The sequence below is a fragment of the Paenibacillus roseus genome, assembly GCF_016424485.1.
Lineage (GTDB): Bacteria > Bacillota > Bacilli > Paenibacillales > Paenibacillaceae > Paenibacillus_D > Paenibacillus_D roseus.
Genome location: NZ_JAELUP010000103.1, coordinates 488518 through 512647, shown reverse-complemented (window position 1 = coordinate 512647; position 24130 = coordinate 488518). Strand labels below are relative to the sequence as shown.

At 53.9% G+C, this 24130-nt stretch carries 28 protein-coding genes; 5 read left to right on the top strand and 23 right to left on the bottom strand.

Annotation, left to right across the window (positions count from 1 at the left end):
• Nucleotides 1-323: 323 nt before the first annotated feature.
• From rnc to JFN88_RS19205, 10 genes are all read right to left on the bottom strand, one after another.
• Complete coding sequence (gene rnc / locus JFN88_RS19250; protein WP_199020894.1) at nt 324-1028, bottom strand: ribonuclease III; 705 nt, start codon at nt 1026-1028, stop codon at nt 324-326.
• A complete protein-coding gene (gene fabF, locus JFN88_RS19245) occupies nt 1018-2259 on the bottom strand; it encodes a beta-ketoacyl-ACP synthase II (RefSeq protein WP_199020893.1) in 1242 nt (413 codons plus the stop codon). The genes rnc and fabF overlap by 11 nt, the downstream gene beginning before the upstream one ends.
• A gap of 248 nt (nt 2260-2507) precedes the next feature.
• Nucleotides 2508-2741, bottom strand: coding sequence for an acyl carrier protein (acpP, locus tag JFN88_RS19240; RefSeq protein WP_028561469.1), 234 nt, complete (start codon nt 2739-2741; stop codon nt 2508-2510).
• Nucleotides 2742-2819: 78 nt separating this feature from the next.
• The gene (gene fabG, locus JFN88_RS19235) at nt 2820-3572 is read right to left on the bottom strand and encodes a 3-oxoacyl-[acyl-carrier-protein] reductase (RefSeq protein WP_199020892.1); all 753 of its coding nucleotides are present in this window, start codon (nt 3570-3572) and stop codon (nt 2820-2822) included.
• 60 nt (nt 3573-3632) lie between these two features.
• Nucleotides 3633-4562: an ACP S-malonyltransferase gene (gene fabD / locus JFN88_RS19230; RefSeq protein ID WP_199020891.1), complete on the bottom strand. Its 930-nt coding sequence runs from the start codon at nt 4560-4562 to the stop codon at nt 3633-3635.
• Nucleotides 4563-4592: 30 nt separating this feature from the next.
• A complete protein-coding gene (locus tag JFN88_RS19225) occupies nt 4593-5576 on the bottom strand; it encodes a beta-ketoacyl-ACP synthase III (protein WP_199020890.1) in 984 nt (327 codons plus the stop codon).
• A gap of 11 nt (nt 5577-5587) precedes the next feature.
• Complete coding sequence (gene plsX, locus JFN88_RS19220) at nt 5588-6577, bottom strand: phosphate acyltransferase PlsX (protein WP_199020889.1); 990 nt, start codon at nt 6575-6577, stop codon at nt 5588-5590.
• The gene (gene fapR, locus JFN88_RS19215) at nt 6561-7157 is read right to left on the bottom strand and encodes a transcription factor FapR (RefSeq protein ID WP_199021321.1); all 597 of its coding nucleotides are present in this window, start codon (nt 7155-7157) and stop codon (nt 6561-6563) included. Before fapR ends, plsX begins: the two co-directional genes overlap by 17 nt.
• Nucleotides 7158-7524: 367 nt before the next feature.
• A complete protein-coding gene (gene rpmF / locus JFN88_RS19210; protein WP_028561475.1) occupies nt 7525-7698 on the bottom strand; it encodes a 50S ribosomal protein L32 in 174 nt (57 codons plus the stop codon).
• 32 nt (nt 7699-7730) lie between these two features.
• Nucleotides 7731-8240: a YceD family protein gene (locus JFN88_RS19205; RefSeq protein ID WP_199020888.1), complete on the bottom strand. Its 510-nt coding sequence runs from the start codon at nt 8238-8240 to the stop codon at nt 7731-7733.
• Between the two features lie 159 nt (nt 8241-8399).
• On the opposite strand from JFN88_RS19205, the gene JFN88_RS19200 reads away from it, so the two are divergent.
• Nucleotides 8400-9641: a nucleotidyltransferase gene (locus tag JFN88_RS19200; RefSeq protein ID WP_199020887.1), complete on the top strand. Its 1242-nt coding sequence runs from the start codon at nt 8400-8402 to the stop codon at nt 9639-9641.
• Between the two features lie 60 nt (nt 9642-9701).
• Here JFN88_RS19200 and JFN88_RS19195 read toward each other — a convergent pair whose 3' ends face one another.
• Nucleotides 9702-10739, bottom strand: a complete 1038-nt coding sequence (locus JFN88_RS19195) for a YlbL family protein (protein ID WP_199020886.1) — start codon at nt 10737-10739, stop codon at nt 9702-9704.
• Between the two features lie 110 nt (nt 10740-10849).
• Here JFN88_RS19195 and JFN88_RS19190 point away from each other — a divergent pair, with 110 nt between their 5' ends.
• Complete coding sequence (locus JFN88_RS19190; protein WP_199020885.1) at nt 10850-12061, top strand: nucleoside recognition domain-containing protein; 1212 nt, start codon at nt 10850-10852, stop codon at nt 12059-12061.
• 94 nt (nt 12062-12155) lie between these two features.
• Here JFN88_RS19190 and coaD read toward each other — a convergent pair whose 3' ends face one another.
• The 7 genes from coaD to JFN88_RS19155 all read right to left on the bottom strand — a co-directional run bounded on the left by coaD (nt 12156) and on the right by JFN88_RS19155 (nt 16261).
• Nucleotides 12156-12659, bottom strand: a complete 504-nt coding sequence (coaD, locus tag JFN88_RS19185; protein WP_199020884.1) for a pantetheine-phosphate adenylyltransferase — start codon at nt 12657-12659, stop codon at nt 12156-12158.
• A 2-nt stretch (nt 12660-12661) separates the two neighbouring features.
• Nucleotides 12662-13240, bottom strand: a complete 579-nt coding sequence (gene rsmD, locus JFN88_RS19180) for a 16S rRNA (guanine(966)-N(2))-methyltransferase RsmD (RefSeq protein ID WP_199020883.1) — start codon at nt 13238-13240, stop codon at nt 12662-12664.
• Nucleotides 13241-13733: 493 nt separating this feature from the next.
• A complete protein-coding gene (locus JFN88_RS19175) occupies nt 13734-14492 on the bottom strand; it encodes an N-acetylmuramoyl-L-alanine amidase (RefSeq protein ID WP_199020882.1) in 759 nt (252 codons plus the stop codon).
• 119 nt (nt 14493-14611) lie between these two features.
• Complete coding sequence (locus JFN88_RS19170; RefSeq protein ID WP_199020881.1) at nt 14612-14962, bottom strand: LytTR family DNA-binding domain-containing protein; 351 nt, start codon at nt 14960-14962, stop codon at nt 14612-14614.
• Between the two features lie 16 nt (nt 14963-14978).
• Entirely contained in the window at nt 14979-15101 is a 123-nt protein-coding gene (locus JFN88_RS19165) for a cyclic lactone autoinducer peptide (RefSeq protein ID WP_199020880.1), read from the bottom strand.
• The gene (locus JFN88_RS19160; RefSeq protein WP_199020879.1) at nt 15082-15633 is read right to left on the bottom strand and encodes an accessory gene regulator ArgB-like protein; all 552 of its coding nucleotides are present in this window, start codon (nt 15631-15633) and stop codon (nt 15082-15084) included. The genes JFN88_RS19165 and JFN88_RS19160 overlap by 20 nt, the downstream gene beginning before the upstream one ends.
• Complete coding sequence (locus JFN88_RS19155) at nt 15593-16261, bottom strand: hypothetical protein (protein ID WP_199020878.1); 669 nt, start codon at nt 16259-16261, stop codon at nt 15593-15595. The genes JFN88_RS19160 and JFN88_RS19155 overlap by 41 nt, the downstream gene beginning before the upstream one ends.
• Nucleotides 16262-16393: 132 nt before the next feature.
• Here JFN88_RS19155 and JFN88_RS19150 point away from each other — a divergent pair, with 132 nt between their 5' ends.
• From JFN88_RS19150 to JFN88_RS19140, 3 genes are all read left to right on the top strand, one after another.
• Nucleotides 16394-16732: a helix-turn-helix domain-containing protein gene (locus JFN88_RS19150; protein ID WP_199020877.1), complete on the top strand. Its 339-nt coding sequence runs from the start codon at nt 16394-16396 to the stop codon at nt 16730-16732.
• A 192-nt stretch (nt 16733-16924) separates the two neighbouring features.
• Nucleotides 16925-17311 carry a MerR family transcriptional regulator gene (locus tag JFN88_RS19145; protein WP_199020876.1) on the top strand — a complete coding sequence of 129 codons (387 nt, stop codon included), beginning with the start codon at nt 16925-16927 and terminating at the stop codon, nt 17309-17311.
• A 107-nt stretch (nt 17312-17418) separates the two neighbouring features.
• The gene (locus JFN88_RS19140; RefSeq protein WP_199020875.1) at nt 17419-18153 is read left to right on the top strand and encodes an SDR family oxidoreductase; all 735 of its coding nucleotides are present in this window, start codon (nt 17419-17421) and stop codon (nt 18151-18153) included.
• A 14-nt stretch (nt 18154-18167) separates the two neighbouring features.
• Here the strand turns inward: JFN88_RS19140 and JFN88_RS19135 are convergent, their stop codons facing one another.
• The 5 genes from JFN88_RS19135 to recG all read right to left on the bottom strand — a co-directional run bounded on the left by JFN88_RS19135 (nt 18168) and on the right by recG (nt 24121).
• The gene (locus JFN88_RS19135) at nt 18168-18653 is read right to left on the bottom strand and encodes a YhjD family protein (protein WP_199020874.1); all 486 of its coding nucleotides are present in this window, start codon (nt 18651-18653) and stop codon (nt 18168-18170) included.
• Nucleotides 18650-19903, bottom strand: a complete 1254-nt coding sequence (locus tag JFN88_RS19130; protein ID WP_199020873.1) for a DNA polymerase IV — start codon at nt 19901-19903, stop codon at nt 18650-18652. The genes JFN88_RS19135 and JFN88_RS19130 overlap by 4 nt, the downstream gene beginning before the upstream one ends.
• Nucleotides 19904-20014: 111 nt before the next feature.
• Entirely contained in the window at nt 20015-21568 is a 1554-nt protein-coding gene (locus JFN88_RS19125) for a DUF2515 family protein (RefSeq protein WP_199020872.1), read from the bottom strand.
• 137 nt (nt 21569-21705) lie between these two features.
• Nucleotides 21706-21993: a stage VI sporulation protein F gene (locus JFN88_RS19120; RefSeq protein WP_199020871.1), complete on the bottom strand. Its 288-nt coding sequence runs from the start codon at nt 21991-21993 to the stop codon at nt 21706-21708.
• 73 nt (nt 21994-22066) lie between these two features.
• Nucleotides 22067-24121 (bottom strand): ATP-dependent DNA helicase RecG, encoded by a 2055-nt coding sequence (recG, locus tag JFN88_RS19115; protein ID WP_199020870.1) that lies wholly within the window; start codon nt 24119-24121, stop codon nt 22067-22069.
• Nucleotides 24122-24130: the final 9 nt, after the last annotated feature.

Here is a 24130-nt window from a genome sequence, read left to right as displayed (position 1 = left end):
ATTCACACCGGGCTTCTGGAACCCGGCAGCCTGCCAGGACCAAGCCGGAATTTTATACATTTTTGTGTTAGAAAAAAGGAAGATTCCAATGCCCGAGCAGCAGTTGAAATCCTCCCTTATTCATCTATAGCCCTTCCAGCCGTGCTCAAGCGGAATTCCCTTGCCGAAGGGCAAGCGAGCTGCACGAGGAAGGCAAGCTTTTTTAAATGCCAGCATCATCGCTTTATAACTCTTCAAAAAAATCCAAACTCGTATACGCCTTTGCCTATGAGGTTATATGAGCTTGGATTTCACTGCGAATCCGGCTTCTCCCTTGCGCCGTTTCACCCCTGGGACTCCTTGAGAAGCTTGCGCCAGGCTTCCGAAGCCGCCTGCTGTTCCGCTTCCTTCTTCGTCCGACCGCTGCCGCGTCCCCAGCATTCTTCGCCAAGGCTGACCTCTACGACAAATTCCCGATCATGCGCCGGTCCGCGTTCTTCTACGACGCGGTATTCGACCGTGCCCAGCGAGCTGTGTTGTACACGCTCCTGCAGCTTGGATTTGAAATCCTTCACCAGCATCGGGCCGTCGTTCTCAATATGCGGGAATACGCGTGTGGACAAGAACTGTCGTACCTGTTCCAGCCCCTGATCCAAATACAACGCGCCGATGAAGGATTCGAACAAGTCGGCCAGCAACGCCGGTCGGGCCCGCCCTCCGAGCTGCTCTTCTCCCCGGCCCAGCAGAACATAAGCGCCAAAGTTCAGCAGTTCCGCAAATCTGGCAAGAGACGGCTCGCATACAATCGATGCGCGCATTCGGGTCAGTTCGCCCTCCGGACGCTGCGGGTAGGTCACATACAAATACTCGGACACGAGCAATTGCAGGACAGCATCACCCAAAAATTCAAGCCTTTCGTTATCTTCCACATGACCGTGCCGATGTTCATTGACATAGGAAGTATGCGTGAAGGCCTGTCTCAACAAAGCATATTGCTGAAAACGCAGCCCCAGCCTCTGCTGGAGCTCGTTAAATCGGTTAAGCTTCATACTTCCTCATAATGATCGTCGCGTTATGCCCCCCGAATCCGAAGGAATTGGACATCGCGGTCTTAACCGTCGTCTTCCGGGCAACATTCGGCACGTAATCCAGGTCGCATTCAGGGTCCTGGTCATCCAAATTAATCGTTGGAGCAATTACATCATTAGCCAGCGTAAGTCCTACAATGACTGCCTCTACTCCGCCTGCCGCGCCAAGCAAATGACCCGTCATTGATTTCGTGGAGCTGACGGCCAGCTTGTAAGCATGCTCGCCAAACGCTTTCTTGACCGCAGTCGTCTCCGACAAGTCACCTACCGGCGTTGACGTGCCGTGCGCATTGATATAATCCACTTCTTCCGGCGCAATATCCGCATCCTTGATGGCGCGTATCATACAGCGTGCAGCCCCTTCAGGATCAGGCTCGGTCATATGATGAGCGTCTCCGCTCATTCCGTAGCCGATTACCTCAGCGTAAATCTTGGCGCCGCGCCGCTGCGCATGCTCCAGCGATTCCAGAATAAGAATCCCCGAGCCTTCACCCATAACGAATCCATCACGTCCTGTATCGAACGGACGGCTCGCCTTCTCCGGCTCCTCATTGCGGGTGGACATTGCTCTCATCGAGCAGAATCCTGCCATTCCAGTCGGACGGATCGTCGCTTCAGCGCCGCCGCAGATCATTGCATCGGCTTCACCGCGCTGAATCAATTTGAAGGAATCGCCAATCGAATGGGTTCCGGTTGCGCAAGCGGTAACTGCTGTGCTGTTCGGCCCTTTGGCGCCTGTCATAATCGATACTTGACCCGAAGCCATATTGGCAATCATCATCGGGATAAAGAACGGACTGACCCGCTTTGGCCCTTTCTCCAGCAGGATGTTATGCTGATCCTCCCAGGTACCAAGTCCGCCGATACCGGAACCGATCATAATGCCTACGCGTTCCGCATCCACATTTTCACCGATTTGCAGGTCCGCATCCTTGATTGCATTCTGGCTGGCCACGGCGGCGAACTGCACAAAGCGGTCCATCCGGCGGGCTTCCTTCTTGTCAATGCCGAACTTCTCTGGATCGAAGTTCTTGATTTCCGCGGCAATGCGCGTTGGATAAGCGGACACATCGAATGCATCGATCAGGGAGATACCCGACTTGCCCTCCAACAGGCTTCCCCAAAATTCATTCAGATCATGGCCTAGCGAGGTCATGACTCCCATGCCGGTAACTACAACTCTTTGCTTCATACCCAATCACCTCTACGGACAGCAAAATGGTGTACACTATGCCAGCAATTTTTTATTAAAACCGGGCATATTGTTTGTGAACAACTGTGGCTGGCCGACAGTACCCGCCATGCCTCTCACGGCATTTTGCTTCTAAAATTCAAAGCATACAATCTTTTATCATCTATTTCATTCCGTTCATCGGCAATACGGCTCAACTGCTTGGAATGGAGAGAAGTCCCGTTATGTTAACGGGACTTTGCAAAACCTTACGTATGAGATTGTATGTAATTGACTACTTCTCCCACAGTGGTGATTTTCTCTGCATCCTCATCAGAGATTTCCAAGTCGAACTCGTCTTCCAACTCCATGACCAATTCAACGACATCGAGAGAATCAGCGCCAAGATCATCCTTGAAAGATGCTTCCAGCGATACTTCAGCTTCGTCTACGCCAAGGCGGTCAACGACGATGCGTTTTACACGTTCCACTACGTCTGACATCTATGTTCACCTCCTTTTGGTATTATACGAGAATCAAGGACAAATTGCCATAGCCCAAAAACAGCTGACGCAAAACCGTTATCCCATGTACATGCCGCCGTCTACATGCAGCGTCTGACCGGTCATATAGGACGATGCATCGGAAGCCAGGAATCTCACAGCCGACGCAATATCCTCCGGCCGGCCGAGCTTCGCGAGCGGAATCTGGCTTGAAAGCTGCGATTTCATGTCCTCCGAAAGCTTGTCTGTCATATCCGTCTGAATAAAGCCGGGAGCGATACAATTCACCGTAATGCCGCGAGAAGCGAGCTCGCGCGCCGACGATTTGGTCAGGCCGATAACGCCTGCTTTGGCAGCGACATAGTTCGCTTGTCCCGGGTTGCCAAGAGCACCCACTACGGAAGAAATATTGATGATGCGGCCGGAGCGCTGCTTCATCATCGGGCGTGTAACGGCTTTGATCCCGTTGAATACGCCCTTGAGATTGGTCTCAATGACCTCATCGAATTCCTCTTCCTTCATGCGCATAATGAGATTGTCTCTCGTAATGCCGGCATTGTTGACGAGAATGTCCAGCGTGCCCCATTCACTGATTACCTGGGATACCATCGCATCGAATTCCGCTGATTTGCCGACATTGCCCCGGATGACCAGCGCGCGGCGGCCCAGCGCTTCAATTGTGGCGGCAGTCTCTGCGGCAGCGGCCTCGCTGCCGGAATAGTTGACGGCTACATCAGCTCCGCCCTCAGCCAAAGCAATTGCAATCGCCCGGCCGATGCCGCGGGATGCTCCGGTAACAAGCGCCTTTTTACCTGTCAAATCTCCAAACATGCACATTCTCCTCCCGCTCACTTTATGTATATGAAGTTGAACAAATGAATGTCAATCAAGCTATTCGCCGCCCAGCTTCTCCAGCGCTTCAACGCTGTTTACGGACACGGTGGAGACGGATTTGTCGATTTTTTTGATCAGCCCTGCCAGTACGGTTCCCGAACCGATCTCGATAAACGTATCAACGCCCCGGTCGATCATCGTCCGAACGCTGTCTTCCCACAATACCGGAGAAACGACTTGCTGCACCAGCAACGAGCGGATTTCCTCTGCGGATTCGGTCTGTTCCGCCGTTACATTCGCAAGTACCGGAACAGACGCATCTTGAAGCTCTACGCCTTCCAGCACTTCAGCCAAGCCATCAGCCGCGGGCTGCATCAGCGAGGAGTGGAACGGCCCGCTTACTTCCAGCGGAAGCACGCGCTTGGCGCCAATCTCCTTCCCACGGCTTACAACTTCATTAACACCAGCCGCTGAACCGGAAACAACGATTTGACCCGGACAATTGACATTTGCCAGTTCAACCGGGCCAACGGAAGCGCTGATTTCCTGGCACAGTGCTGTCAGCGCCTCACGCTCCGCACCAAGTACTGCTGCCATGGCGCCTTGCCCGCCCGGAACTGCCTGCTCCATCAGTTGGCCGCGCGCCCGTACCGTACGGACTGCATCCTCAAAGCCGATCACACCGGAGGCCACCAAGGCGCTGTACTCGCCCAGGCTGTGACCCGCCGTGAAGTCCGGCTGAATATTTTTTTCTCTGAGCGCTTCGAGTATGGCTACACTGACTGCAAGCAGAGCCGGTTGCGTATTGATCGTCTGCTTAAGCTCATCGCCCGGTCCGTTAAAAATAATTTCGCTTAGCGAAAAGCCCAGCGCCGCATCAGCCCGCTCAATAATTGCGCGGGAGGCCGGATACTGATCATAGAAATCCTTGCCCATGCCAACCGCTTGCGCTCCCTGACCGGGAAAAACAAAAGCTATTTTACCCATATGCTGTACTCCTCCTGTCTTGGATCGCTCCTACCAAATCAGTGTAGAAGCTCCCCAGGTAAGTCCGCCGCCGAATCCGACAAGCACGAGAGTGTCTCCTTCTTTGACACGGCCTTGTTCAACCGCTTCAGCCAGGGCAATCGGAATAGAGCCTGCTGACACGTTGCCGTACTTGTCCAGATTGATCATGCATTTTTCCTCTGGCAGCTCCAGCCGGTTCAATGCAGACTGGATAATCCGAATGTTGGCCTGATGCGGGATCAACAAATCGATATCCGCCTTGCCCAGTCCCGCTTTCTCCAACGCTTCCTCTGCTGCCCCGCCCATAATGCGGACAGCAAACTTGAACACCTCGCTGCCGGCCATCTGGATGAAGTTCCCCTTCACAGCCTCAGCGCTTTCCGGCGACAGGCGTGAACCGCCGCCGCTTACCTTAAGCAGTTCGCCCCCGGAGCCGTCAGCCCCAAGCTGGAAGGAACGGAATCCTCGACCTTCAGGCACGCGCCCGAGCACGACCGCTCCAGCACCGTCACCGAACAGAATGCATGTGTTGCGATCCGTATAATCCGTAATGCGGGAGAGGCATTCTGCGCCAACGACCAGCACATGCTTGTACATGCCGGAAGCAATCATGCCGGACGCTGTCGCCAGCCCATAGATAAAGCCGGAGCATGCGGCGGACAGATCGAAGGCTGCCGCCTTGCTTGCGCCGAGCTTGTTCTGCAGGAGGCAGGCAGTTGACGGGAAGGCGGTATCCGGCGTGATCGTCGCGACGATAATCAGGTCCAGCTCTTCTGCCGAAATTCCGGCTTTCTCCAGCGCCCCGAGCGAGGCTTCATAGGCCAGATCCGAAGTTGCCTGCTCCGGGGCGGCAATCCGGCGCTCCCGTATGCCTGTCCGCGTAACAATCCACTCGTCGCTCGTCTCCACCATTTGTTCCAGCTCTTGATTGGTCAAAATGCGCTCAGGAACGTATTTTCCGGTTCCGATAATTCCGACAGTGTGCAAATTCATAGAGGTTACTCTCACTTCCCGCTTATTTCCGACGTAATAGATGGGATCAGATTGCCCTGCAGCGCAATACGGGCTTGACGCACCGCATTCCTTACCGCCATAGCGTCCGATGATCCGTGACATTTCATAATAAGTCCGTTGACGCCCAGCAGCGGCGCGGCGCCATGCTCCTTGTAATCCATCTTCCGCCTAAGTCCCTTCAGGCCCGGCATCATGATCGCCGCTGCAATCTTGGTCAGCAATGAACGGCTGAATTCTTCCTTCAGCGTCTTCATGAGAAAGCCCGCCGTTCCCTCCATCGTTTTCAGCAAAATATTGCCGACAAAGCCGTCGCAGATGAGAATATCGCAGTTGCGGTCGAGCACATCCCGTGCCTCGACATTGCCAACAAAGTTCAGAGAAGATTGCTCGATCAGATCGAAGGCCGCCTTGGTCAGCTCATTGCCTTTTCTGGCTTCCGTACCAACATTGAGCAGTCCGACGCGCGGATTTTTCATCCCGTGAACCTTCTCCCTGTAAATGCTCCCCATCAGCGCATATTGGAGCAGGTGCTCCGGCTTGGCATCCATATTCGCTCCAAGGTCCAATGCAAGCACGCCCAAGTCGTCCCTGGTCGGCATCATCGGAGCCAGCGCCGGTCGCTCGATGCCTTCGATGCGCCCGACAACGAGCAGCCCCGCTGTCATCAGCGCTCCGGTATTGCCTGCCGAAATCATCCCGTCGGCCTCGCCCTCGCGCACGAGACGGCCGGCTACCACCATCGATGAATCCTTCTTGCGGCGAATCGCCTTCACCGGCTCCTCATCCGCCTCAATCTTCTCGGCAGCATGCCTGATTTCCAAATTTGCGGGCTTCCCGCCTGCGAGCAGCGGTTCGATGACAGCCGTATCGCCAACCAGCACAATATGTGTATCCGTCCAGTCCTGCGCTGCTTTCAGCGCTCCTGCTACAAGGGCTGACGGAGCATTGTCGCCGCCCATTGCATCAATTGCGATCCGCATGTTCGTCTCCTCCTTCGAGTTTTTCGTCCCCTGCGGATCGATAGATGACAAAATGTCCTTGAAACACCATTTCCTCGCCGACATACGTAAATACATCCACTTTAGCTTTGCTGCGCCCTCCTGAGATGGAGTTGACATAAGCCTTTGCAATACACTTTTCTCCCAGCCCGACCGACCGGACGAACCGGATGTCCGCAGACGCTGTCAGCGCGATCTCGTCATTAATAACGGCTACCGCAAGCGAATTGGCTTGTGCAAATACATGATGTCCGCGGGCGATACCAGTCCGGGAGAATACATGTTCCTCCCGAATTTCAAAGATCGAGATTCCGCTCTTATCCAGTTGCAGATCAATAATGTCCCCTATCACCTCATGCAGAGGCAATGACCGGACCGAATCATAGGAGCGCTCAGCCATCAGCTTGACTCGCTCCCTAAGCTCGGGAATTCCCAGCTCCAGACGGTCCAGTCTTATCGTTTGTATACTAACTTTAAGCAGCCTGTTCAGTTCTCTGTCCGTCATGAACGGGTTCTCCTCAATCAGTCTGGAGAGCTGCTGCTGCCGTTGACGCTTGGGCAGACGCTCGATTGTCCGCACCACCTTTATACAATTATAGTAAGTGATTGACCCCGATATACACCGCTTCACCCCTGAAATCAGGCAACATAAAGCGGCCCCGCCAGGGGTGTCTTCATGCTGCGCACAGGAAGTGTCAGAGCAGGGCCGGATTCGAGCCGCGGGACTTGTCTGCCTGTGCAACTTGAAAAGGTGTGTCTATCAGCTGTTATCACCTGGTACTAATTTAGTATAAAGAAAAATGCGGCGGGAAGCAATGCCCGCCGCAGGGAATGCTTTACCGACAGCCGCTTGATGAAACAAACCAGGGCGGCTGCGGACAAAAAAATAGCACCTCACCATGGATGAAGTACTACTTTATTCGTGTCAACTACTGCTTGATGATTTCTCTTGATTTATACGTTCCGCATACTTTACATACACGGTGAGACAATTTCAACTCTCCGCATTGGTCGCATTTAACCATACCCGGCACAGCCAGTTTGAAATGCGTACGGCGTTTGTCACGGCGAGTTTTGGATGTTCTTCTTTGTGGTACTGCCATCTTTCCCACCTCCTTCACAAAATTGCATCCGGCTATTGGTCCTTGAACAGGTCCTTTAGCGCAGCAAATCGCGGATCAATCGCTTCATTCGAACACCCGCATTCCTTCTCGTTTCTGTTGCTTCCGCATTGCGGACATAGCCCCTGGCAGTCCTCCTTGCAGAGCGGCACAAAAGGCATATAAAGCAGTACAGATTCCTCGACATAAGGCGTCAAATTCAGCTTGTCTTCCTCTACAGGGATAATATCCTCATTCTCCGGCCGTTCTTCATAGGTTGCCGACGTCTGGAACTTCTCGTAAAAAGGAATCGACAGATGCTCCCTGGTGGGCTCCAGGCACCGTGAGCAGGACAATTCAACATCCAGCTCCAGTTTCCCTTCCACCACGACAACCTTGTCCTCGGCATGGGATGAAAGCTCAACAGTGACAGGACTTGCTCCCCTGACATCCTTGTTATTTCGTAAAAGCTCATCGACATTCATTGACGTATGAAACGGGACCTTAATCCCCTTAGTTAACACATCCTGCATTTTGAGCAGCATAAGATCACTCCAAACAAACAAAGATTATTATATCGACCCGCCCGGCATCTTGTCAACATTTCACACGGAACAAAACGGTAAAATTGACCGAATTCGCCTCATACGCCCCGAACATGCTATATTTTAGAAAAACAAAATTCAGCTTGGAGGAAAGGCGTTATGCGCACCGTCGGCGTCATTGTTGAATACAATCCGTTTCATAACGGACATCTCTATCATTTGCAGCAGTCGCTTGCCGTAACCGGGGCCGATGCTGTCGTCGCCGTCATGAGCGGGAATTTCCTGCAACGCGGCGAGCCGGCAATGTTCGGCAAGCGGGCGCGAACTGAAATGGCGCTTGCGGGCGGCTGCGATCTCGTCATTGAGCTGCCGGTCGCATACGCCACGCAGGCGGCCGAATGGTTCGCCTATGGCGCCGTATCATTGCTGCAGGCCACAGGCATAGTTGATGCGCTGTGCTTCGGCAGCGAGAATGGCGATCTGGACAGCCTCCGCGCTATCGCCGCCAGCCTGGCTCATGAGCCTGAAGCGTTCCGGCTCATGCTGCGTGGAGAGCTTGACCGCGGCGCAAGCTATCCGTCCGCTTACAGCAGCGCTGTACGGCATTATATGGAGACAATTGGAAACCAGCGAGCGGCGAGCCTGCCTCTGGCTCGTCCCAACAATACGCTTGGTCTTCATTATCTGCTTGCCCTGGAGCGGCTGGGCAGCTCCATTGAGCCCTTCACCATTATACGCGAGAAAGCGGAATACAATCAAAGCACCATTACCGATCAACAGATTGCCAGTGCCACCGCAATCCGCAGCGTCATTGCGGGCGGCGGCGGGATGGAGCAAATCGCCGGAGTAATTCCACGCTCCACCTACACGATCATCGCCCGCGAGTTGGCTGCCGGGCGAAAGCCTGTAAGCTGGGACAACTTCTATTCGAAGCTGTTTCATCAGCTGTTATCGCAATCGCCGCAGCAGTTGAGCGGCTATTACGAGATGAGCGAAGGGCTGGAGCATCGGCTGCATCAAGCGCTGCCTGTGCTAGAGAAACCGGATTTTGAAACGCTGATTGGCGCCTTGAAGACGCGACGCTATACCCGCACAAAGCTTCAGCGCGTGCTCCTTTCCGTACTGCTCAATCATCAGAAGGAGCAGCTTGCGCCACCGCTGCTTGCTTCCGGAATTGACTATATCCGGGTACTCGGTTTCACTGCCAAGGGCCGGGAACTGCTCAAGCGGATGAAGAGGACCGCAGGTGTTCCCATTCTGCTCAGCGCCGCCCGGAGCCAAGGCAAGCATCGCTATCTGGAGCTGGATGTCAGAGCTTCCTCCCTCTACGAACTGGCCTATCCGGATGCAGGCCCGAAAGAATTGTTCCGCGACTACTATGAGCCGCCTGTCATCATGTAACAGTTCCCCGTGAGACGAAGCTTTTGTTCGTCACAAGGCCGCAAAGCCGTTTAAGCTGCGCTATCCTGTTAAGGAGCCGTTTTGCAGCATCACGACAGCATCATGGAGTGTCGCTATCGGGACAATGCGCATCGGGGTGCCCAGCGCCTTAGCCTTCGCCCTTGCCTCTTGCGCATTGCCCGGCGGCACAAGGAATAGCTCGGCGCCGCTCCGGTGAGCGGCTGTGACCTTGAAAGCGACTCCGCCGATTGCCCCGACTTTGCCGTCCGAACTGATCGTCCCCGTCCCCGCAATGCGAAGGCCATTTGTCAAGTCGCCCTCAGTCAGAGCATCGAACGTCTGCAGGGCAAACATCAAGCCCGCCGAAGGGCCGCCAATGTCACCAGCGGCAATCGATACCTTAAATTGGTCCTGCCGGGGCGCAAGATCGCGAATTTCAGCAAGCACGATGCCGCCGAGCGCCTGCGGCAGATCCTTTCCGGTCTCGTCCTGCGGCAGCGCCTTTAGCGGAATCTTGAGCGTCAGTTCCTTCCCCTGGCGAATAATCGTCCAATCGAGTTCATCACCCGGAGCCTGCTCCCTAAGCAAAACGGCCAAAGACCGGGCCGTACTTGCCTTCTTGCCCTGCACAGCTTTGATGCTGTCGCCGGGCCGAAACCCTTCCTGATGAGGCGGCACATCCGTGACGACCAGCTCTTTGGCAGCAACTTCATAGGGAATCTTGGCTTCCTTGTATGCTGCCTCGATGGCATTGCTCTGCGAATTTTGCATGATATACAAAAGCCTTGCGGCATATTCGGATTGGCTTTTGTCTCCGAGCAGATCCTTTTTTTTCAACAACTCCAGATCATCATCCCAGACCGAACGCAGTACCGCCCAGTAGTTGGCATACGTCATCTTGACCGTTGTCAGCATAAAAACCCCTTTCCCCGGCGGGTCTCCTGCAACCACCTTGACCATCGGCGTGACAGGCTCTACAATTCCCGGTTCATATGCGGCGTAAGGGGTCGGAATGTAGAGCAGCACAATCATGACCATTGCCGCAGCCAGTGCAGGCCGGATTATGCCGCCTGCCATGCTTTTGGATGTATTCGACATTTAAACCTCCTCTGGGATTGGATAAGCAGTGGTCTAACCTTCCGCCTGCCCGCGTACATTGTAATGTCTGTCCCGTTTTACACAGAGCATCAAGGAGGCGTCAGAGCATTATGCTGAGAACTATCATACTAGGCGTTATTTCGCTGTGGCTTGTTACCTCGATTGTCAGACAGCCGGACGGGGCTTTCCAGGCCGCTCTCCAGGGCTTGTCTGTCTGGTGGAATATTGTGTTTCCCGGCCTGCTGCCCTTCCTTGTACTGTCTGAGCTAATGCTTGCCTTCGGCGTGGTCCATGCACTGAGTTCACTGCTTGATCCCGTTATGCGCCGCGGCGCAGGTATGCCTGGAATAGCCGCCTGGCCAGTCGTCTTAGGCTGGACAGCGGGCTATACGGCTGGTGCTGAAGCTACCGCCTCGCTCCGCAAACAGCAGGCCATCAGCCGTCGGGAGGGACAATGGCTGCTGGCGGTTTCCTATATGCCAAATCCGATGTTCATGTTTATCGTAATCGGCGCGGGTTTTTTCCACCATCCGTATCTCGGCGCCTTTATTGCACTTGCCGTCTGGCTGTCCGGCATTGTAAATGGGGTCCTGCTGCGCTTGATGCCATTTGGATCAGCAGCGCAGGACGACCGGAGCAACAAAGCGGAACCCAAAAGCCGCAGCACTCTCCAGAAAGCCGGTATAGCACTAATGCAAGGGCACCGCGAGGATGGCCGCAGCTTCGGCAAAGTGCTGGGGGATTCGGTGTCAGCCGGCATTCAGAAGCTGATGCTGGTAGGCGGCTTCATTATCTTTTCCGCGCTCCTCGCCCGACTGATCGCCGCCTCGCTCCCTGACAGCTTGTCTATTCTGGCGTTCACCGGCATCTACGAAAGCCATCTCGGCGCTTATTCCGCCAGTCTCCTGCAGTCCGAGCTTGGCCTGGCAACGTGCATCGCTCTGATTTCAGCCGTACTGTGTTGGGGGGGCTTGAGCGGACTGCTGCAGGTTCGCAGCGTCATTTCAGAATCGGACTTGAAGTTCCTGCCCTTCCTGCTGGCCAAACTGCTGCATGCCCTGCTGGCCTTTGGGCTGACGCTGCTGCTATGGGAACCTTTTCATAATTGGCTTCAACATTCAGCGTCCGGCTTTCATGAGGAAGCCTTCTCTACCCCGTTTGACAACGGCCTGACTCTGCTTCCCTTCCCGATTTCCGTCCATGATCTGCCGTCGCTGTGGCAGCATATCCCAACGGTGATCGGCATTCTCGGCGCTTCCATGATGGTTCTAGTCATCATTTCCTATTTCGTTTGGATTTTCGGCAAGCGTCCGGGCAAATGATGGACCGATGGAAAATATGAAGCTGCTCTCAAGATTATCCTTCCGGTTAACCTTGGAGCAGCCATACCGGTTAGATGATCTGTCCAGTTTTCATTTATACACGGGCAAATTTGACTCTGAGCGCCTGTTCCACCTCATGCGGCACCAGATCATGAATATTGCCGCCGAACTGGGCAATTTCCTTGACAATGCTGGAGCTTAAGTATGAATATTTCGGATTGGTCATCATGAAGATCGTCTCAATGCTGTCATCCAGATGCTGATTGGTTGAGGCGAGTTGCAGCTCATACTCGAAATCCGTCACTGAGCGAATGCCCCGGACAATGACCTGGGCGTTTTTTGAGTTCATATACCGCACCAGCAAATCACGGAAGCTGTCCACTTCCACATTCGGTAGATGGCCGGTCGCCTGTCTGAGCAATTCCTTACGCTCCTCGATGGAAAAGAGCGGGTTCTTGCTTGTATTATTCAGTACGGCCACAACCAGCCGGTCAAATTGTTTCGCTGCACGCTGAATAATATCCAGATGCCCCAGCGTGACCGGATCAAAGCTGCCCGGGTATACTGCGATTTTTTCTACTCGTTCTCCGTATGGCATGCTCACGCGCCTCCTGCGTCTTGATCGTTGGGCCGATAACAGTAAATGGAAACAGTGGTTTCCCCGTATTCCGCCCGTTTAAGCTGTATGTATGCACCGGTCTGCTCCGGGTAGTGATAGCCGGATTCATGCTCCACCATAATAATGGCTTCCGGCTCGACAAGCCGTCTTTCTGCCAGCTCGTTCATTAAAACATCGGCGTCCTTCATTCGGTATGGCGGATCGAGAAATACGAGCCGAAATGCAAGATTGCGCTTCTCGAGCAGCTTAATCGCCCGTCTCGCATCATTTTTATAAATCTCCGCACGGTCCTCCATGTGCGCGGCCGCTACATTTTTGCGGATAATGTCGATGCTTTGTCGCTCCAAATCGACAAAAACGGCCCTCTCCATGCCCCGACTGATCGCCTCAATCCCGAGTCCCCCGGTTCCCGCAAACAAATCCAGCGCCCATCCTCCATCAAAAAAAGGACCGATCATGCTGAATATCGCTTCCTTCACCTTGTCGGTGGTCGGTCTTGTCTGATTGCCGGGCACAGCCTTGAGCGGCCTCCCCTTTGCTTCGCCTGCGATCACTCTCAATACTGCTTTCCCCTTCCATATATAAGACCGGCCAAATGCCCGCTTTGAACAGGAATCAGCTTGGCCGATTCCAAGCCTGCCGCCGCTTTGGCCCGCGCGTCCCGAGCCGGGAGGCGCTTTAACTTCTGCTATCGTACCACAATTTATTCAAGTTGAAAAAGGATATAGGTTACCAAAAATTTGTTTGCCACCGGAGTATATTATTCCCTGCAAGCGGACATCATGTAGGTATGGCACCGGCGAGGTGCCGTAAGACAACCGCGGAGAAGACTTACGTTTCCCCATAAGCTCTTCGTCCGGTTTCTCCTCTCCCATATTAGACCATCCCCTTAAGGGGATGGTCGCTTTTATTTGGCATCAGCTTCTGGATGCTGGCTGACACCGAATCTCCCAGTACTTTGCCGAAGTAGTCAAAGGAAAAAAAGGTCCGCTGCTCAAAGCGCACCCCTTATCTAAAAGGCGATTCATCTGGAGGAAGATTTCCGTTCAACGTTTATTTTTTCTCCTCCAACAACCCCAAACGATCCAGAATCACCGCCAGCTGTTCTCTTGCCACCGGTTGCCCCAGCCCAAACTCTTCATTAGAAATCCCTTTTATGATGCCGGTATCCGCCGCCTTCTTAATCGCTCCTGCAGCCCAATGGTCTTGGGGCACATCCTTGAATCCGCTCACTCCCGTTCCCCCTCCCGGCTTCGGCTTCAGGCCGTACACCCCTACCGTTCCGGCAATGATTGCCGAGGCGCATTGTCTCCGGTAGCCGTCCGACTTTAACAACTCCGCTTCTTCCCGGTTCGTCATGAACCCGCACTCTACCAGTATGGACGGCATTTTCGTCTCCCTCAGCACGTGAAAATCGGCTGTCTTTACCCCGCGATCTCTCCGCGCGGTTTGCCGAATGAGTTGACGTTGAACCGCTTCAGCCAGCTTCAGTGCCTCCGGTGATGGGCGGGTATGCACAAATGTCTCGATTCCTTCAGCCTGATTCCAGTCACTCCCGTTCGCATTGGCGTGAATCGAGATATAGGCACTTGCCCCCCACGCATTCGCTCTATCCGTCCGCTCCTTGAGCGGTACATCCCGGCTTCCGTCCTCTGCATGAACGAATAGAATTTCTACAGCCTCATAGTTTTCCAGACCGCTGCGCACATAAGCAGCCACTGCACGGTTGAACTGAAACTCGCGGAGAGACCCGTCCGGTGTGCGCTTCCCGGCTGTTTCAGGCCCATGTCCGGCATCGATGGCAATCTTCATGCCACATCCCTCCCTCTTCAGCAGTATATTCACGGCAGGGTTTCCTCATCGCGGCTCGTACCATGGACAAACAGATTTTGGGTGCCTACACGACAAGTCCCGCGCAGGGATGCGCGGGACTACTTTAAATCTTTGATTTTTTTAGCTATAATGCGATAGTTGCTGCGTGCGACATTACAGGGCTTGCCAGTTATCGATGGATCATCATGGAAGTACAGCTTGCTCCATTTCGGGTCCAACCGCTTTACCTTGGAGAGGTTGGCAATGTAAGACCTATCCACTAGCTCGAAGTGCCGCCCCATGGTCTGGAAAGCGTTCCGCCATCGCTCAAGCGTATTGGCGACATAGTAAACCGAGTCTGTCGTGTGCACCAGTATTCGGTTTTGCAGCGTCTCCAGAAACAGAATATCATCGATGTGAATATTCTCCAGACCATGGCCTTCCTTCTCTTTTGTTACGGCCAAGTACATGATTCCACTCCAAACATTATGTCAATAATTCTTTCGGTACTTCCGGCTGATTGCCCCACAGAAAGCTGGCGGTCGTCACGGACAGTAAAGCTGTAAAACTCAGCATGGTCGCGAAGGCGCTAAGCGCTCTTTTGCTCATTGGTTTTCACCTCCTTCCATTGCTTGACAGGAACCAGGGATATCGCTTGCACAAACCAGCTGACCGCAAGCAAGGATGAATGAATATGAAGGTTCGTGAGGACGATCAGCAGAGCAGCTATTTTAAGCATCGGAAAACACCGTTTTGGAATTCGGGTTTGGCGTTCGATTCCTGAAGGCGCGTAGATCACTACCAGAACAGCATTGATTGCGTTTAATGTGAACAAGGTGTATGCGTCCAACACAACGAATGACAGGCTAACCGCCACTATGGACGAAACAACCACGCAGAGCAGCCCGGATTTGAAATGGTAGCCGCCCGACAGCACCCGTAGCAGCGCGAAACCGAACAGAACCACCATCGTCTCCGGAAGCCGCCCGGCTGCGATTCCGAGGATCATACTGAGCACAATTGTACATACGGTGTTGAAGACTATATTCAACCCGTATCTCAATACGGCTTCGCTGACCGGATGATCAGGGAGAGCTTGTTTAATCGTACCTGCGAGTTGCCTGGAAAAGGCTTCTAACATGGCGCTGTTCCTTTCTGTTTAATATATAGAGCAGCAGCAATAAAATAAGAAAGAAAACGGCGGCCGCCGCATACACCCGGGAATGCAGCAGCGAAACACCTGTGACGAAGATAAAAGCGACGCTCAGGGATGATAAAAGAAGAGTGTTCCCTTCCTTCACTTCAACCCATGAGAGCGGGAATGTAAACCCAAAGCCTTTGCGGTACAGGGTGTAGCTTAGAGCAAACAACAACAGGGAATTAACCGATTGCATCAGGTAGGTATCACTCGTATTGCCCTGTATCCGTTCCATCCGGATCAGAAACCCCACTTCAAGGGCGTACACGACAAGCGACTGAAGCATGCCGAAAAAAAAGTACCCGGTCAAGGCCATCAACATGGCCGCCATGGGGGACAACCTGTAGCGTACAAGCACAGACAGCGAGAACAGAAGGGCTGACAGCACCGGCACATACTCAGACGCTCCGCTAATCTGCCACATCCAGTAACTTGCACCCGACATGAGAATGGACAGCACCACATAATACTGAAAATACTCGGTAATTCGGTACCTGAACAACGACAACATGATTGAGAACAGAGACATGCCTTCTATTGTTGAAAACAACATAAAGTACAGAGCGCTCACCATGTCCCACCTTTTAATGAACCAATAGGTTAATTGTGAATATTATACCATTTTTAACTTATAGGTTCAACTTGAATTTTCGTCTATGTAGCATTCGCAGCCCGATTGATATATTCATATTAGGTGATAGAGATGAGCTTTGATTACACATTAATCGGAAAACGGATACGGAAGGCTCGGGAGAGCAAAGGTCTGACGCAGGAGAGGCTTGCCGAGCAGTTGGATGTATCCAACGCATACATAAGCAAAATTGAACGCGGCCGCACACCCGTCAACCTGGACAGACTCTCCGAGATTTGTGTTGTGCTTGAGGAGACCCCGGAATATATTCTGGGCGGCACGAACAGCGCAGCCAATGACTTTCTTCGCAACGAAATTATCGATCTGATTGAAGGTTGTCCTCCGGGCAAGATCAAGCTGATTGCCCAGATTGTGAAGCATATTGTCGAATATGACGATAAACAATCCTAGTTTTTCAAATGGTTCCTATGAACAGCCGGTAATGGATGAGACATGTATATATACTCTGGCGCAGACGCGGCTCCCTGGTCGGAGCAGTGTCTGCGCTTTGTATATTGGCGATACGCCTGTAAAACAGGATTGACAAGAAACAGCAAACTTTCTATAATACCATTAACGTTAACGTCATGGTTGGAGGTACATATGAATCAGAAAATGTTGATCGGCGAGCTGGCTGAACGAGCAGGTGTTACGGCCCGTACCATTCGCCACTATCAACAGTTGGGACTGTTGGGTGAAGTTGAGCAGGAGAGTAACGGATTCCATTATTATTCGGAGCAAGCTCTGGAGCGTCTGCTGAAAATCAATGTTCTCAAGCGCATCGGCCTGAGCCTGGATGAAATTCAGTCGGTTATTGATCTTTACTTCGAAGAACCGACCATGATCAAAGGCAAACGGAAAGTCATAGAGATTCTGGCCGGTCACCTGAAAGAAACCGATCAGAAGCTGGAGGATTTATCCCAATTCAGACTGGAAATCATAGGGAATATGGAAAGATTGCAGCGTATCATCGACGACATGACGCCATGATGAACATGGCGTCTCCTCACCAGCTTCCGCCTTGGCACGCCTAATCCATGACGTTTACGTTAACGTTAATTTTTCATACAGAAATCTATGGGAGGAGAAATTCGCTTATGAGCACACCGAATTCTTTGAATGGACAGCGTGTCATTATTATCGGGGGAGGGTCGGGGATCGGGCTTGCCGCTGCAAAACAAGCGTCCGGCCTTGGAGCCGAGATCGTCCTTGCCGGACGCTCCCCGGAGCGCCTGGAGCAGGCAAAGGCAGCCATCCCTGGCGCCGTAAGCACAGCAGCCCTTGATTTTCGCAACGAGGATGAAGTGAAGGCCTTCTTTGAAGAAACAGGAGAATTTGATCATCTAGTCGTTACCGCTGGCGAACTCAAGCACGGCTCCGGCAAACTCGCCGACCTGGATACCGCAAGCTCCCGCGAGCAGTTCGAGAGTCGGTTCTGGGGTCCTTATCTGGCTGTACGTTACGGCTCCCCGCTTATCCGCCAGTCCGGCTCCATTACCTTGACATCGGGATTTTTCGGAGACAAGGCAATTCCCGGCGCTTCCGTTCCTTCCGCAGTACATGGAGCTATTGAAAATCTTGGCCGCGTACTCGCTTTCGAGCTCGCCCCTTTACGGGTCAATGTGATTTCACCCGGCTATGCCGACACACCGCTGCATGACGGGCTGCCGCCTGAGCAGAAGCAGGCGTGGTTTGACCAGACAGCCCCTACCTTGCCGGTCCGACGCATCGCTTCGGCCGACGACATTGCCGGCGGCATTCTGTTCCTGATTGGCAACGGCTATACCACAGGTCTGACCTTGACCGTTGACGGCGGAGCCAGGCTGGTATAATCTCAACCGAGACTTCAACCTGCTGTCAGCGCAGCCGTCATTTCCTGAATATATTTCGTCATCCGCACGCTCATCTCCGTGCGGATGACGTCACGCAACATCGCGAACTGATTCTCATACCCGCGGCATACAAAATGGTAATGCAGCGCACTGTCCACACGTTCATCCTCAAACACCTTAATGCTGCGATTTCTAAGCTCCCGCTTTACTCTCGCCAAATCCCGATGAATGCGATTCAGCAGCACATTCGTTGCCACCATATAAAGCCGTTTCAAAGAGGAAGTGGAGGCTTCCATTTCACGGTAATTTTTATCTACCACGCTAAGCATCATCGGCAGCAATACAGCGTCGCGTATCAGCTCCAGTTCCTCGCGTGTCGGTATTTGAGCCCGAGGCTGCTCCGACTGCGCTGCCTTCATCTGCAAATATTGTTCCCGGTGCTCGGGAAGCATCATCCGGCTCGACTCCCAGCGTCCATTGCCCTCCAGCTTTTTACTCATTTATAGTGCCCTCCAATCTTCGTTCCTCTCTCCTTGGCCTGAGCAGCCTCCAGCAATGATGAGGCCCGCAGCAGCGCCGTGTTCCCGAAGCGCGCTTTTATTTCATCCGTTGTCCGTCCCAGCTTGCGTTTGCGATCCCGTTCGCCAAACAGCGTGAGCTGATAGTCGCTATCTGCGCTCAGTCCCGTCAAGGTTACGCCAATCCGGCGGATAGGCTGGCCGTCCCAATGCCTATAAAAGAGCTTGCGTGCCGCTTCATAAATCTCGTCCGTAATATTCGTCGGGTCCAGCAACGTGCTCTGCCCGGAGAAGCTGGCCGGATGGCCATAATCAGCCCCTTGCGCCCCGATTCCGATGACCCGCCCCATGAAGCCCCTGGCCCGGGCGCGCCGGCACACCTCCTCGCTAAGCTCAAGCAGGATGACATTGATATCCGCAGGCTCGTCATAATCACGGGGCAGTGTCATCTGATGCCCGACAGCCTGTTGCTGGTCATGCGTGGACAGCCTGACCGGACTGGGGTCTATGCCCCTGGCTGTCTGCCAGTACAGCTCCGCCTGAATATCGCTGTTGCGGCCCATGCGCAGGCGCATCCGCCGCTTGAGTTCGGGAAGCGGGAGCCGTGCCAGTTCCCCGATCGTCAGGATGCCCATCCGCTCAAAATGCGCGGCCATGCGCGAGCCGACCCCGAATAGCTGACGGATCGGCTTTGGCCAGAGCAGCTGCTCCACCCGCTCCGCAGGCAGCGTGAAAATCCCTTCCGGTTTCTTCTTCGCCCAAATATCCGCCGCCATCTTGGCCAGCACCTTGTTGGGACCGATACCGAATCTGGTCCAAACCCCGGTATTGAGCCAAATATGATGCTGAAGCTGACTCGCAATCTCTTGGGGCGTGCCAAAATAGCGCAACGACCCTGTCACATCCAAAAATTGCTCGTCAATCGAATACGGCTCCACCAGATCCGTAAACCTCTGATAAATCTCGGTAATCAGCAGCGAGACATGAATATAAGTCTGCATGCGGGGCCGAATAATGATCAGCTCCGGACACCTCCCCAGCGCTTCGCCAAGCCGCTGGGCCGTCGTTACCCCCCGCTGCTTGGCGATCGGACAGGCAGCCAGAATAATGCCTGAGCGCCGGGCCGGATCTCCTGCCACAGCCAGCGGCATGTCCTTATATTCAGGATGCGCCGCTTTCTCCACAGATGCGTAAAACGTCTGGCAATCCGCAAGTATAATGACACGCTCCATCCCTATCCCCCCATCAAGGCCAAAGCGTCAAGCGACGCTTGCAACCTGATCGAATATATGTTCTCATTCATTATATACCGAACATACATTCGTTATGCAACAGGAAATTATTTACGTGGGGCCCGGCCTCCCCGCTACGCTCAGGGCAGCCAACGCCGCCGCCTCGATTTTATGAAGGCCGAATTCATATTCATTCGTCATTTCAAATGAAGGCGGCAATGGCAGGCCCGCAAAGTACCGCTCGACATCGGCAGCGTTGCGGAACCAGTCCCCTTCTTCAGGCTGTACGAGCGGTTGATCCACCCAGGCATCCGACAGGCCGGGACTGAAGATCAGCGGCCTGGTATCGTCCGTATGCGTATGATCCCCTGCAGCCGACTCAGCCTTGTAGCTGAACGGCGAATGATGATTGGCTCCATCGCTTGCACCATGCAATCTGTCATTCTTGCTGGCGAAAAGCTGCGGCGCATAATCCGCTCTTGACCCGGTATGCCGCACCGTCCGCGCAAAATTCACCACGCCGCCGTAAATATCCGGGATACGAAACAGCATCGCATACAGACGCTTGCCGAATTCAATTCGTTCCTGCACATCGCTGAAATCCTCCAGTATAAGGCCGGCCAGCTTGGTTCGTTCAGCGTGAAGCGCATAAGGAAAAACAACCTGATTCAACTGCAGCAGCGACTGGAGCTTAAAGAAGGGAGCTTCCAGCACCTTTTGCCTGATTTCGGGAGAACGAACTACCCGATTCTCAATATAGTGCTGCTCGTTGACAATCAGTGCAACCGTCAGCAGCGCTGAATCCCGCCCGCGCCAGAATACCCGCCACGCCGGAGTCATAAACCGCGAGACCTGGAACGCCGGCAGCAGATAAGACAGATCATGCCCCTCCCTCTTGCCTGCTTCGTACAGCAGAAGCTGCGGGTAAGCATCCCCGAATATAAAAGCATTGGCCCGCTCCAAAAAGCAAAAGACCTCCCGGCGCTGCTCCTGATCCAGTATCGCGGGAAGCAAGCCGCCCTGAAGATCCGTCATGTTCCACCCCCCATTGCGGGACACCATATGAGCCAGCAGCGCCCAATGAACTTCGGGATGGCGACGGTAAAAATCCCAATATGCCTGTGTCCTTGTCCGGTTATTGCGGTTCCATCGCCGCGTTCGCTCCACAATACGGCCAATCAGCCGCTTTTCCCACTCGCTGCAGTTCTTCAGCTCCCGCTTCATCCGATTGATCGTACCGCTCTCCGGCGATAATAACGGCTGGACAGGCCAAATCATGTCTACCGACTGTTCAAGTCGCCCCATGGATGTGGACAATTTGCCCACAGCACGCGGGAATTCCCCTAGTTCGACAGCCGCTTCCATTATGGATACAGCAGCAGGTTGCCAGACCTCGTCGCCTCTCTCCCCCATCTCGCCGTCCGCACGTGCAGTCATCCGCTGCCAGGATCGCCGCAACAGTGCAAGCGAAGCCCCATGAATCGCCAGTCTCCCGGCACGACGCGCCATTCGCCTGGATTGCAGTACTCCGCGCCGCTTGGCAGCAAAATAACGAACGGCGCGACCTGGTATATGGAGCAGATAGCCGGAGCGCTGAAGCGCCCCCTTCAGCCAATACAGTATCCTGGCAATCCGCTTCTTCCACCGCTTCGAGTCTCTCATCATAAACCCATTCTCCTTTGCCGATACTTAATCCCTTGTTACCAGTATCGGCCTACGGCAGACTGTTTCATTCCAGCTTCAAAAAAACAACATTTGATTGATGAGCTTACGATTTTCAAAAAAAAACGCTGACCTAAAGGTCAGCGGAACATGCCCCACAGCTTGATAAGGTGGAACGTATTTTTGGGATCAATCTTTTGTGCTAGAACGAAGGCTGTCAGCTGCTCTTCCTGCGTATCGGTAAGCGGCTCCTTCAAAATGCTGGCCGCCGATTTCACGAGCCGTCTTACCTTGCTGCGGTCCTGCAAATCATGCTTGCTCACACCCGAGATCAGCAGCTTGATGCGCTCCTTTGTGGGTGTATGTTTCATTTTTGCTTTTACGCGCTCAACCAGTTCCGGCCGAATGCCGAAATTTTTGTAGCTCACTTCCGGGCACCTCCATGTTAAGACCTAAGGCTAGCAATTCTTTACTATATGCCCAGCGGTCCCGGAAGTTGCTTTAGTCCAGCAAATCTCCCTGGAAAATCTGTTCCCGCACCAGTCTCTCGCGCAGCGGCTCGTACTCCGGCAGCTTCCAGAAATCCTCGCCTGCTACCAGTTCGGCCGCATCATCACGGGCCTGCTCCAGCACGGCAAAATCACTCGCCATATCCGCAAGCTTGAATTCGGGCAATCCACTCTGCTTCGTGCCAAAAAAGTCTCCCGGACCCCGCAGCTCCAGATCGCGCCGCGCCACCTCAAAGCCGTCATCGGTCTCCGTCATGACCTTCATCCGCTCCTGCCCCGTCTCCGATTTGGGATCGGCAATCAAGATGCAGTAGGACTGGTGCTCCCCACGGCCTACACGCCCACGCAGCTGATGAAGCTGAGAAAGTCCGAAACGCTCGGCATCCATAACAACCATCAGCGTCGCATTCGGCACATCCACCCCAACCTCGACAACCGTCGTCGATACAAGCACCTGCGTCTCGTTGATCCCGAACTGGCGCATCACCTCATCCTTTTCCGCAGCCGGCAGCCGGCCGTGCAGCAAGCTCACCTTGTAATCCGGGAACGCCTGCTGCATCTGAATATGGAGATCAATCGCATTTTGCACGTCCAACTTCTCGGACTCCTCAATCAAGGGGCAGATCACATAGGCCTGGCGGCCTGCCGATACCTCCCTGCGAATAAAACCAAGCACCCGCTCCAGCAACTCATGCTTGACCCAGTAGCTTTTGATCGCCTTGCGGCCTTTCGGGCGCTCGCGCAGCGTCGAGACATCCATATCGCCAAACGCAGTAATCGCCAGTGTACGCGGAATCGGCGTCGCCGTCATCGTGAGTACATCTGGATTCATCCCTTTGCGGCGCAGTACACTGCGCTGATTCACCCCGAAGCGGTGCTGTTCATCCGTCACCACAACCCCAAGATTGCGGAAGACGACACTATCCTGAATAAGCGCATGCGTACCAACCGCGATCTGGACAAGCCCCATCTGCAAGCCGCCCAGCACATCCCGCCGCTGGCGTTCCGTCATGCTCCCCGTCAGCAGGCCTACCTGAATATTGTACGGTTCAAACATCCGTTGAAGCGAGCGCAAATGCTGCTCCGCCAATATTTCGGTCGGCACCATCAAAGCTCCCTGGTGACCGGATGTTACAGCCGCGTACAAGGCAATCGCGGCAACCACCGTTTTCCCTGAGCCGACATCGCCCTGGAGAAGCCGATTCATGCAGTAGGGCTGACGCATGTCATGCAAAATTTCATTTGTGACCTTCTTCTGCGAATCCGTCAGCGCGAAGGGAAGCTGCCGGACAAACGCAAGCACCGCCTCATTATCGATCTTGTGGCTGACCCCGTCCTTTCGCTCGCGATTCCAGGCCCGATATGCATGAAGCTTCAGTTGAAACAGGAACAACTCCTCATACACCATGCGGCGGCGAGCCTCCTGACCCTCGCGCGTATCCTCGGGATGATGAATCCGCATAATCGCCTCGCGCCTTGGCATCAGTTCGTGCTGCGCCACCAGTTCGCGAGGCAGCACCTCTTCAACCATCATGCCATACTGCACCAGCGCCTGCTGTACCGTTTTGCGCATCCATTGCTGGGTAATTGAGCCGCCCACCGAATAGACTGGCTGGAGTGTGCCCGATTTGGCAGACTTGCTGCCCGGAAACTCCGATTCCGACACCGTAAGCTGAAGACGTCGCTGGTCCCATTTGCCCGTCAATACAATTTCGCGCCCTGGCTCCAGCTGATCCTTCAAATAGTGGCGATTAAAAAATACACCCGTCACCAGCCACTGGCCAACCGCCACCTTGCAGGACAAGCGAGATTTGGAACGACCGTAGCGCTGCAACACCGGCTCGCCCATAATTTTGCCCTGCACGGTAATCTTCTCGCCATCCTTTACCGCAGACAGCTCGCGAATCCGGTAGTCCTCATAACGAAACGGATAATATTCCAGCAAATCCCCGACCGTATGAACGCCAAAGGCGTGGAGCTCCGGTTCTTTGGGAGCACTCACGCCTTTAACTTGCCGGACGGAAATCTGATTAATATGCAATGTCATGATTTCAAC